Source organism: Micromonospora sp. NPDC051300 (genome assembly GCF_044455315.1).
Taxonomy (GTDB): Bacteria; Actinomycetota; Actinomycetes; order Mycobacteriales; family Micromonosporaceae; genus Micromonospora; species Micromonospora robiginosa.
Window position 1 is genome coordinate 10,672 of record NZ_JBITEP010000023.1, and the last position, 12,100, is coordinate 22,771.

The 12,100-nt window shown below is 74.2% G+C and carries 2 protein-coding genes (1 of these 2 cut by a window edge); both read left to right on the forward strand.

Going from position 1 to position 12,100, the window contains the following annotated elements; genetic code table 11:
• Entirely contained in the window at window positions 1-4,956 is a 4,956-nt protein-coding gene (locus ACIA5A_RS23055) for an amino acid adenylation domain-containing protein (RefSeq protein ID WP_396765861.1), read from the forward strand.
• Window positions 4,953-12,100, forward strand: partial view of an amino acid adenylation domain-containing protein gene (locus ACIA5A_RS23060; RefSeq protein WP_396765864.1) — the 5' portion only. Its footprint extends 12,943 nt past the window's final position; only the first 7,148 of its 20,091 coding nucleotides appear in the window; the start codon lies at window positions 4,953-4,955; the stop codon falls past the right edge of the window. The genes ACIA5A_RS23055 and ACIA5A_RS23060 overlap by 4 nt, the downstream gene beginning before the upstream one ends.

A 12,100-nucleotide genomic window follows, 5' to 3' on the forward strand; every position in this document is an offset into this window, starting at 1 on the left:
GTGGCCGCTCAGCTGCACACCACGGACCAGGTCGTTCCCATCCACGTTCACGTCGCCCGGCAGGCAGCGCTGACCCCGGACGCCGTCGCGCTGATCGACGGCGCCCGGGTCACCACGTACGGGGATCTGGACGAGCGCGCCAATCGCCTGGCGCACTGGCTGGTCGACAACGGCGTCCGGCCGGACGGGCCCGTCGGCGTCGCGCTGCCGCGCGGCCCCGGCCTGGTGGTGGCGCTCCTGGCGATCTGGCGGGCCGGTGGCGCGTACGTGCCGATCGACCCCGATCACCCGGCGACGCGGATCGGGTGGCTGGCCGGCCGGACCGGCATGCCGCTGGCGTTCACCGAGAGCCGGCTGTCACCGGTCCTGCGCGAGGCCGGGGTGCGCCCGGTGGTCCCGGAGTCGATCGCGGCCGAGGTGGCGCAGCGGCCCGTCACCGCCCCCGACCTGGACGTCGACCCGGCGCAGGCCGCGTACGTCATCCACACCTCCGGCTCGACCGGCCGTCCCAAGGGCGTGGTGATCACCCACGCGGGTCTCGCGAACCGGGTCGCGTGGGTGGTCGGCCGGCACCGGCTCGGCCGCGGCGACCGGGTGCTGCAGAAGACGGCACTGACCTTCGACGCCGCCGGCTGGGAGCTGTTCGCCCCGTTGACCAGCGGCGGCACGGTGGTGCTGGCTCCCGCGGGCGCCGAACGGGACGCCGCCACGCTGCTGGCCGCCACCGCCCGGCACGACGTCACCGTGCTGCAGGTCGTGCCGTCGGTGCTGCGCCTGCTGCTGGAGGAACCCGGCTGGGAGGCGTGCCGGTCGCTGCGACTGCTGTTCGTGGCGGGCGAGCCGCTCCACGCCGACCTGGTCCAGCGGCTGCGGCGCCGGGTGCCGGTCGAGGTGTGGAACACCTACGGGCCGACCGAGTGCGCGATCGACGTGACGGCGTACCGCGCGGACCCGGCGCAGACGAGCGGGCCGGTGCCGATCGGCGCGCCCATCCCGGGCATGCACGTCGTGGTGGCCGGGCCCGACGGGCGGCCGGTCCCCGACGGCGAGACCGGCGAGCTGCTCGCCGGCGGCGTCGGCCTCGCCCGCGGCTACCTCGGCGACCCCGCCCTGACCGCCGAGCGGTTCGTGCCCGACCCCGACGGCGCCCCCGGCAGCCGGCTCTACCGCACCGGGGACCTGGTGCGGAGGCGGCGCGACGGGGCACTGGAGTTCGTCGGCCGGGCCGACGACCAGGTCAAGATCAACGGTGTCCGGGTCGAACCCGGCGAGGTCGAGGCCGTGCTCAACGAGCACACCGCCCTGCGGCGCGCCGTCGTGGTCCCCCGCCGCGACCAGGAACGCGGCCTGCGCCTGGCCGCGTACGTGCAGCCGCTGCCCGGGCAGGACGCGGGAGACCTGCGCGCGTTCCTGCTCCACCGGCTGCCGTCCAGCTACGTCCCGGCCACGTTCGTCGAGGTGGACGAGTTCCCGCTCACCACCAGCGGCAAGGTCGACCGCGCCGCGCTGCCCGACCCGGTCGCCGACGCGCCGGCCGCCGAGCCCGGCTCGGCGGCGGAACTTCTGGTGGCCGACGTGTGGCGCGACCTGCTCGGGGTCGACCAGGTCGGCGCCGACGACGACTTCTTCCGGCTCGGCGGCACGTCGCTGCAGCTCACCCGGCTGGCGAACCGCCTGCGGGCGGCGTCCGGGAAGAAGGTCGAGCTACGCGGCCTGCTGGCCGCCACCACGCTCGGCGCGCAGGCGCGCCTGATGGAGGCCGACGACGCCCGTGGCCGCGCCGTGCGGCCGGTGCCCCGCGACCGGCCGCTGCCGCTGTCGTACGGCCAGCAGCGACTCTGGTTCCTCGACCGGATGTCGCCCGGCAGCCCGGAGTGGATCTCCGCGCTGTTCGTCGACGTCCCGGCGGGCGCCGACCCGGACGTGGTGCGCTGGGCGATGGAGTCCCTCGCCGCCCGCCACGAGTCGCTGCGCACCCGCTTCGCGGCCGACGAGGACGGCGCTCCGGTCCAGCTCGTCGACCCGCCCGGAGCGGTGGAGCTGCGGGTGGTCCGCGCCGACCGGCAGCAACTGCGGGCGATCCTCGAGGAGGAGAGCACCCAGGGCTTCGACCTGGCCACCGGCCCGCTCTGGCGCGGCCTGCTGGTGCTGCTGCACGACGGCCGGCAGATCCTCGTGCTCGCGCTGCACCACATCGTCGTCGACGGCTGGTCCTCCGCGGTCCTGACCCGCGAGTTCGGCGAGCTGTTCGCCGCGCGCCTGCAGCGGCGGGCGCCCGCGCTGGCCCCGCTGCCGGTGCAGTACGCCGACTACGCGGTCTGGCAACGCGAGAGCGCCGACCCGCAGCAGTTGGCCGGCGAGCTGGACTACTGGCGTCGGACCCTGGCCGGCCTGCCCCGGGTCTCCATGCCCGCCGACCGCGCACGCCCACCGGTCCGCGACATCGCCGGCGCGCTCAGCGTGTTCTCGGTGCCGCCATGGCTGACGGCGGCCGTCGAGGACCTCGCCAAACGCCACGGGGTCACGCCGTTCGTGGCGCTGATGACCGCGTTCGCCACCCTGGTGTCCCGCTACACCGGGGAGTGGGACGTCCCCGTCGGCACCCCACTGGCCGGCCGGGACCGGCCCGAGCTCGAGAACCTGGTGGGCTTCTTCCTCAACACCCTGGTGGTGCGCTGTTCGCTCGGCGGTGAGCTGAGCTACGCCGAGGCGTTGCGACGCGTCCGGTCGGTCTTCGCCGAGGGGCAGGCCCACCAGCAGCTCCCGTTCGAGCGGCTGGTCGCCGAGCTGGAACCGGAACGTGACCTGTCCCGTACCCCGCTCTACCAGGTCGCGTTCGACCTGCACGACGAGAAGCTGGCCGGTTCCGTCGCGGACCTCGACGACCTGCGCACGCTCGGCGACGTCTGGACCGTCGCCAAGACCGACCTGAGCCTGTTCATGCGCCGGCTGCCCGACGGCAGCATGTTCGGCGCCCTGGAGTACGCGACCGCCCTCTTCGACCGCGACACGGTCGACCGGATGGCGCGGCACTTCCTGCGGTTGTTGCAGGAGCTGACCGCCGACCCGGACACGCGGCTCGACGCGGCCGACCTGACCGCGCCGGACGAGGTCGAGATGATGGAGCGCGCGAGCCGCGGCTCGCAGACACCGGCGCCCGGTGGCGTCGTCGAGCGGATCCGGCACTGGGCCGAGCGGACCCCGGACGCGGTCGCGGTGGTCACCGACGACGCCAGCCTCACCTTCGCCGAGCTGCGCGAGCGCTCCGACCGGCTGGCCGGTCACCTACGCGGGCTCGGCGTCCGGGAGGAGTCCGTGGTCGCCGTGCTGCTCGAACGCGGCGTCGACCTCGTGGTCGCGCTGCTCGCCGTCTGGCAGGCCGGCGGGGCGTACGTCCCGCTCGACCCGGCGCACCCGGCCGACCGGCTCCGCGCGGTGCTGGCACATGCCCGGGCCGAGCTGGTCGTCACCACCGCGCGGCAGCGGTCGGCGCTCGACGGCGAGCAGCGGTGCGTCCTCGTCGACGAGGACGCCGACCGGATCGCCGCGTCCGAGCCCGCCCCGGTCCACCCCTACGACGCCGACCGGCTCGCGTACGTGATCTTCACGTCCGGCTCGACCGGCACGCCGAAGGGCGTACAGATCCACCACAGCGGCGTCGCCAACCACCTGTGGTGGGCCGCCGACGAACTCGCCGCCGCCGGCTCCGGCGGCGCGCCGCTCTTCTCGTCCGTCGCGTTCGACCTGGTCGTACCGAACATCTGGGCGCCGCTGATGACCGGCCAGCGACTGGTCGTCCTGCCGGCCGACCTGGACCTCGGCCGGCTGGGCGAGCGGCTGTCGGCGCACGCCCCGTTCAGTTTCGTCAAGGCCACCCCCGCGCACCTCGAACTGCTCTGCGACCAGATCCCGCCGGAGCGCCGGGCCGGTCTCGCGGAGGTGTTCGTGGTCGCCGGCGAGAGGCTGCCCGCGCGGCTGGCGCAGCGCTGGCCCGGGACGCTCGTCAACGAGTACGGCCCGACCGAGACCTCCGTCGGCGCCTGCACCCAGCCGGTCACCGACGCCGCCACGCGCGAGGACGTCCCGATCGGCCGTCCGCTGCCCAACGTGACCATGCACGTGCTCGACCGGAACCTGCGCCGTACCCCGGTCGGGATCGTGGGCGAGCTGTACGTCGGGGGCGCGGGGGTGGGGCGCGGCTACGCCGGCGACCCGACCGCGACCGCGGCGTCGTTCCTGCCCGACCCGTTCGGCCCACCCGGGTCCCGGCTCTACCGCACCGGCGATCTCGTCCGGCTGCTGCCCGACGGCGCGGTGCTGTTCGTCGGGCGGTCCGACCACCAGGTCAAGATCCGCGGGTTCCGCATCGAACCCGGCGAGGTGGACGCCGTCCTGCGCCGGCACGAGCAGGTGCGGTCCGCGCTGACGCTTGCCGCCCCGACGGCCACCGGCGACCGCATGCTGGTCTCCTACTACGTCCCCGCCGGCCCGGACACCGACCCCGGCGACCTCGCCGCGTTCTGCGCCACCGCGCTGCCCGACTACCTGGTCCCGTCCCGGCTGGTGCCTGTCGACGCGTTCCCGCTGACGCTGAACGGCAAGGTCGACAGGCGGGCGCTGCTGGCGCTGCCCACCCCGGCCGCGGCGGAGCCCGAGCAGCCGATGACACCGCTGGAGGCGCGGGTCGCCGCGGTCGTCGGCGACCTGCTGGGCGCGCCGGCGGGACGCACCACCCACTTCTTCCGTTCCGGCGGCAACTCGATCCTCGCCATCCGGCTGATCGCCCAGCTCCAGGAGGAGTTCGGCGTGGTGGTGCCGGTGCGCGCGGTGTTCGAGGGACCCACCGTCGCCGAACTCGCCGCGGCCGTCGAGGACCTGGTCCGCGCCGAGATCGCGAGCATGACCGAGGACGAACTGATGGCGCAGTCGGCGTCGCTGGAGGAGCACACCCGATGACGATCGCCGAGAACCACAAGAGCGCCGCCGACCTGCGCGCCGAGCTGCTCCGTCGGCGGTTGGGCGGGCCGACCGCGACCGCCCGCCGGAGCATCGAGCGGGTGCCGCGCGACCGCCCGCTGCCGCTCTCCGACGGGCAGCAGCAGTTGTGGTTCCTCAACCGGTTGGCGCCGGACAGCACCGAGTACCTCGTCCCGATCGCCTTCCGCGTCCAGGGCGACCTCGACGTCGCCGCGCTGGAGCGCGCCTGGTCGGCCCTGGTCGCCCGGCACGAGATCCTGCGCACCCGCTATCTGCTCACCGAGGGCGGCCCGGCGCAGGTCATCGATCCGCCGGCCGCCGTGAAGGTGCCGGTGGAGGTGGTCGACGGGGCACTCGACGACGTGCTCGACGCCGCCACCACGGCCTCCTTCGACCTGGAGCGCGACTGGCCGACACACGTGCGGTTGTTCCGGCTCGCCGCCGACGAGCACCTGCTCGTCGTCACGTTCCACCACATCGCCTGCGACGCGTGGTCCACCCAGCTCTGCGGGCGGGAACTCTTCGCGTTCTACGAGGCGTTCACCACCGACCGCCCGGCCGCGCTGCCGGACCTCACCGTGCAGTACGCCGACTACGCCACCTGGCAGCGCGAACAGGCGTCCGGCGCGGCCCTCGACCGCCAGCTCGACCACTGGAAGCGGACGCTGGCCGGCCTGCTCCCCACCGAACTGCCCACCGACCGGCCCCGCCCGGCGATCCGCGACCACCACGGCGCGGCGTACCCGATCGCGCTGCCGGAGGGCGCCGGCGCCCGCGTCGCCGCGCTCGCGGCGGAGCTGAACACCACGCCGTTCGTCGTTCTGCTCACCGCCTACCAGCTCCTGGTGGCCCGGTACACGGGCGTGCAGGACGTCCCGGTGGGCACCGTCGTGTCCACCCGTGGGCGACCCGAGGTGCAGCACATGGTCGGGTACGCCATCAACAACCTCGTCCTGCGCTCGGCGTGGACCGACGATCCCTCGTTCGCCGACCTGGTCGCGCGGGGCCGCACCGCCCTGCTCGACGCCTACGACCACCAGAGTGTGCCGTTCGCCCGGCTGGTCGACGAGCTGCAACCCGAGCGTGACCTGTCGCGCACCCCGCTCTACCAGGTCGCCTTCACCCTGCACGAGCAGCGACCCGACGCCGTGGAGGTGGCCGGCCTGCGGGTGGCGCCCTACGGCGACGCGGGGACGGTGGCCAAGGTGGACCTGGAGCTGCAGGTCGTCACCGCGGCCGACGGCGGCCTCACCGCGCAGTTCCAGTACGCCACCGCGCTGTTCGACGGGTCCACCATGGACCGGCTGGCCGGGCACTTCGCCACCCTGCTGGACGACGCCCTCACCCGCCCGGACGCGCGCGTGTCCTCGCTGCGGATCATGGACGACGCCGAGTTCGCCGAGGTCGCCGGCGGTCCGGCGCCGGCCGGTGCGGTCACGTCCACCCTGCACGGTGAGTTCGAGCGGCAGGCGGCGGCGTCCCCGCACGCGGTGGCGGTGAGCTGCGGGCCCGACTCGTTGACGTACGCCCAGGTCGACGCGCGGGCGAACCGCGTCGCCGCCCGGCTGCGGGCGCTCGGCGTGGGCCCGGAGTCGCTTGTCGGCGTCCACCTCGACCGTGGCGCGGATCTGGTGCCGGTGCTGCTCGGCGTGCTCAAGGCCGGCGCGGGTTACGTGCCGCTGGACCCGGTGAACCCGGCCGAGCGCCTGGCCTTCGTGGTCGCCGACGCCGGTGTGTCGGTGGTCGTGGCCGACCGTCCGACGGAGTTCTTCGACGGCCCGGTCGTGCCCGCGTCGGTGACCACCGACGAGCGCGTCGAGGTCGGTCTCGCCACCGCGGTGAGCCCGGACGGCTGCGCGTACGTGATCTACACCTCCGGCTCGACCGGCCGGCCGAAGGGGGTGGTGGTGACGCACGCCAACGTCGTGCGCCTCCTGACCACCGCCCAGGAGCACTACGCCTTCGACGCCGCGGACGTGTGGTCGCTGTTCCACTCGTACGCCTTCGACGTGTCCGTCTTCGAGATGTGGGGGGCGCTGCTGCACGGTGGCCGCCTGGTGGTGGTGCCCGGCGAGGTGACGCGCTCACCCGACGACTTCCTGGACCTGCTGGTCCGTGAGCGGGTCACGGTGCTCAGCCAGACCCCCACCGCGTTCGGGTCGCTGGTCGCCGCCGCCGGGGCGGGGGACCGGCGGATCAACGAGCTGTCCCTGCGCGCGGTGATCTTCGCCGGCGAGCGCCTCGACCTGTCCCAGCTCACGCCCTGGACCGACCGCGTCGGCCCGGACGAGGTCGTCCTCGCCAACATGTACGGCATCACCGAGACGACCGTGCACTCCACCTACCACCGGCTGCGCGCGGACGACCTCACCGGCCCCGGCAACCCGATCGGCCGCCCGCTCTCCGACACCCGGATCCGACTGCTCGACCAGCTCGGTCGCCCGGTCCCGCCGGGCGTGGTCGGGGAGATCCACGTCGCCGGTCCGGCCGTGGCGCGCGGCTACCTGGGTCGCCCCGAGCTGACCGCGCAACGGTTCGTCCCCGACCCGTACGGCGCCCCCGGCGCCCGCCTGTACCGCAGCGGAGACCTGGCCCGCCGTCGCCCGGACGGCAGCCTGGACTTCGTCGGCCGCATCGACCACCAGGTGAAGATCCGTGGCTACCGCATCGAGCTCGGCGAGATCCAGGCCGTGCTCGCGGCGCACCCCGCGGTCCGCGAGGCGGTGGTCGTCGTCCGGGAGGACAACCCCGGCGACCGGCAGCTCACCGCGTACCTCGTGCCGTCGGACGGCGCCCTGCCCCCCGCCGCCGAGCTGCACGACCTCGCCGGACGCAGCCTGCCCGCCTACATGGTCCCGTCGGCGTTCGTCGAGCTGGCGGCCGTCCCGCTGACCGCCAACGGCAAGCTGGACCAGCGGGCCCTGCCCGCACCCGCCGACGACGCCTTCTCCCGGGGCGAGTACGCCGCGCCGCAGGGCATCGGCGAGGAGCGGATCGCGCAGGTCTGGGCCGACGTGCTCGGCGTCGAGCGGGTCGGCCGGCACGACGGCTTCTTCGATCTCGGCGGCGACTCGATCCGCGCCGTCACCGTCGTCGGCGCGCTGCGGGCCGAGGGGTTCGACCTGGCGGTCCGCGACGTCTTCGAGTCGCGGACCGTCGCCTCGCTGGCCGGGGTGGCCGCTGGCCGCGCGCCGCTCGGTGGTGACGCCCAGGCGCTGGTACGGCCGTTCGAGCTGGTCGAGGAGGAGGATCGGGCGCTGCTCGGCGAGGACGTCGTGGACGCGTACCCGCTGTCGCAGATCCAGATCGGCATGGTCGTCGAGATGGTCGCCGACGAGGACCGCAACCACTACCACAACGTCAGCTCGTTCCGGATCCGTGACGAGCGCCCGTTCTCGGCCGACGCGTTCCGGGCGATGACCGCCCTGCTCGTCGAGCGGCACGAGGTGCTGCGGACCTCCGTGCACCTCACCGGCTACTCGACTCCGCTGCAACTGGTGCACGCCACCGCCGACCTGCCGGTCGCGGTCTTCGACCTCACCGGGCGCGACGAGGCCGAGGTCATGGCGGAGGTCCAGGAGCACGTCCGCGAGGAGCGCGCCAACACCTTCGATCTCGAACGCCCGTCGCTCATGCGGTTCGCGGTGCACGCCGGCGGGACCGGAGGCTGGTGGCTGTCGGTCACCGAGTGCCATCCCATTCTCGAGGGATGGAGCCACCACTCCCTGCTGATGGAGTTGCTCGACGGCTACCAGCGACTCCGCGACGGACGGGAGCCCGCGCCGTACGACCCGCCGGCCGTCCGGTTCGCCGACGCCATCGCCGCGGAGCTGGCGTCGCTGGACTCGGCCGAGGACCGCGCCCACTGGCGCGACGTGGTGGACCGCCACCAGGTGTTCACGCTGCCCCGCCACTGGGGTGACGCACGCTCGGCCCCGCACACCAAGCACCAGGCCGCCGCATCCTGGGCCGACCTGGAGGACCGGCTCCGGGCGTTCGCCGTGACGGCCGGCGTGTCGTTCAAGAGCATCATGGTCGCGGCCTACGCCAAGGTGCTGAGCCTGCTCACCGACGCGCCGTCCTTCCACGCCGGCCTGGTCTACGACACCCGGCCGGAGATCCTCGGCGTCGACCAGGTCAGCGGCATGTACCTCAACACGCTGCCGTTCCCGGTCGAGCAGCCACCGGCCACCTGGCGCGAGCTGGTGCGCCGGACCTTCGACACCGAGGTGCGGTCCTGGCCGCACCGGCGCTTCCCGCTGCCCGCCGTGCAGCGGGAGTTCGGCGCCGGACAGCGGCTGATCGAGGTGTTCTTCAACTACCAGGACTTCCACCAGGTCGACCTGTCACTCGTCGACAACCGGGTCGGCGTGGACGACAGCCCGACCGAGTTCCCGCTCACCATCTCCTCGCGCAACCAGCACATCATCCTCACCGCCGACTCGCGCTGCCTGAGCCGGGACGACACCGAGCGGATCGCCGACCTCTTCCGGCAGGTGCTGGCCGCCATGGCCGCCGACATGGACGGTGACGCGCGGGCCGCGTTCCTGCCCGCGGGCGAGGCGGACCTGCTCGCCGGCTGGGCCACCACGGCGGGCCCCGAGGTCACCCGTTGCGCCTACGAGGACGTCGAGGAGCAGGCCCGCCGGGCGCCGGCGGCCACCGCGGTGGTGGCCGGCGGCGACGTGCTCACCTTCGCCGAGCTGGACGAGCGGGCCAACCGGCTGGCGCACCACCTGCGCGCCGAGGGCGTCCGCGCGGAGACCACCGTCGGTGTGCTGCTCGACCGCGGCGCCGGCCTGATGGTCGCGCTGCTCGCGGTGTGGAAGGCCGGCGGGGCCTACGTGCCGCTCGACCCGTCGTATCCGGCCGACCGGATCGCCTACATGCTCGGCGACGCCGCGGCCACCACGGTGGTCAGCCACTCCACCCACCTCGACCGGATCGCCGGCGACGGTCGGCGGCCGGTCCTGCTGGACCGGGTCGACCTCGCGGCGTACCCGCCGTCGTCGCCCGGCGTCCCGGCGGACCTCGACCGGCTCGCCTACGTGATCTACACCTCCGGCTCGACCGGCCGCCCCAAGGGCGTCCAGGTGCCGCACCGCGGACTGGCCAACCACCTGTCCTGGGCCGCCACCGAACTCGCCGGGCGCGGCGTCGGCGGCGCGCCGGTCTTCTCCTCGGTGGCCTTCGACCTGGTCGCGCCGAACCTCTGGGCGGCGCTGATGGCCGGGCGGCCGGTGCACCTGATGCCGCAGGACGGGGATCTCGCCCACCTCGGCCGCTGGCTCGACGAGTCCGGGCCGTTCGGGTTCGTCAAGCTGACCCCGTCGCACCTGGAGATCCTCAACCAGCAACTGACCGCGGCGCAGGCGAGTCGGCTCACCGCCGTGCTGATGGCGGCCGGGGAGCCGTTCACCGAGCACACGCTGCGCGGCTGGCGGGAACTCGCGCCGGAAACCCCGGTGGTCAACGAGTACGGGCCAACCGAGGCGTCCGTCGGCACCTGCGTCTACCCCGTCACCGGGCCGCTGACCCAGGAGGTCGCCCCGATCGGCCGGCCGCTGCCCGGCATGGCGATGTACGTGCTGGACGACCGGATGCAGCCGGTGCCGATCGGTGTCCCGGGCGAGCTTCACGTCGGCGGCGTCGGCGTCGCCCGCGGGTACGCGGGCCAGCCGCAGGCGACCGCGGAGAAGTTCGTGCCGGACCCGTTCGGCGCTCCCGGCGCCCGGCTCTACCGCACCGGTGACGTGGCACTGGTGCTGCCCGACGGCAACGTGTCCTTCGTCGGACGCCGCGACGGCCAGGTCAAGATCCGGGGCCACCGCGTCGAGCTGGGTGAGATCGAGGCGGTGCTCGGCGCCCGGTCGGAGATCGCCGACGTGCGCGTGGTGCTGCATGGCGCGTCCGAGACGGACCGGCTGCTGGTCGCGTACGTGGTGCCGGCCCCGGCGGCTCACCTCCGACCGCAGGAGCTGCGCGCCGCCCTGAGCCAGGACCTGCCCGACTACATGGTGCCGTCCGCGTTCGTCACGGTGGACCGCATCCCGCTGAACGCCAACGGCAAGCTGGACCGTCGCGCCCTGCCGCCGCCCGGGGACGACGCGTTCGCCCGAGGGACGTTCGTGGCCGCCCGCACGCCGCAGGAGCAGGCGATGGCCGAGGTCTGGGCGCGCGTGCTGGGCGTCGAGCGGGTCAGTGTGCTGGACGGCTTCTTCGAGCTGGGCGGCGACTCGATCCGGGCGGTGACGCTTGTCGGCGCGCTGCGCAGGGAGGGCCTGGACGTCGGCGTACGTGACGTGTTCGAGGCCCGCACTGTCGCCGCGCTCGCCCAGGTGGCGTCGGCCCGCGCCACCCCGGACGGGGAGTCGATCGAGCCGGTGCGCCCGTTCGCGCTGCTCGGCGCCGAGGACCGGGCACTGCTGCCGGCGGGTGTGGTGGACGCCTACCCGCTGTCGCTGAACCAGACCGGCATGCTCGTGGAGACGCTCGCCGACGCCGAGCGCGGCAACTACCACAACGTCAACGTCTACCGGGTCGCCGACGAGCACCCGTTCGTCGCGGCGGCGTTCGAGGAGGCCGCGCGCATCGTCGTCGGTCGCCACGAGGTCCTGCGCACCTCGATGCACCTGACCGGCTACTCGGTGCCGATGCAGGTGGTGCACGAGCACGTGGACGTGCCGGTCACGGTCCACGACGTCAGCGACCGGGAAGCGGCGGCGCAGCCGGCGGCGCTCAAGCGGTTCGTCGCGCGCGAGCGCGAGCAGCGGTTCGACCTGTCCGGCACGCGGCCGCCCCTGCGCATCGCCGCCCACCTGCACGCCGGCCACGAGTGGTATCTGGTCGTCACCCAGCACCACGCGCTGCTGGAGGGCTGGAGCAACCAACTGCTGTCGATGGAGATCGTCCAGTGCTACCAGCGCCTGCGCGACGGACTCGCGCCGGCCCGCTGGGAGGCGCCGGAGTCGCGGTTCGCCGACGTGATCGCGGCGGAGCTGCGGGCCCTGGAGTCGGCCGCGGACCGCGAGTACTGGCGGTCGGTGGTCGCCGAGCGTCAGGCCTTCGCCCTGCCCGAGGGCTGGGGTGACGCCGCCGCGCCGGCGACCACCGTCTACGCCGG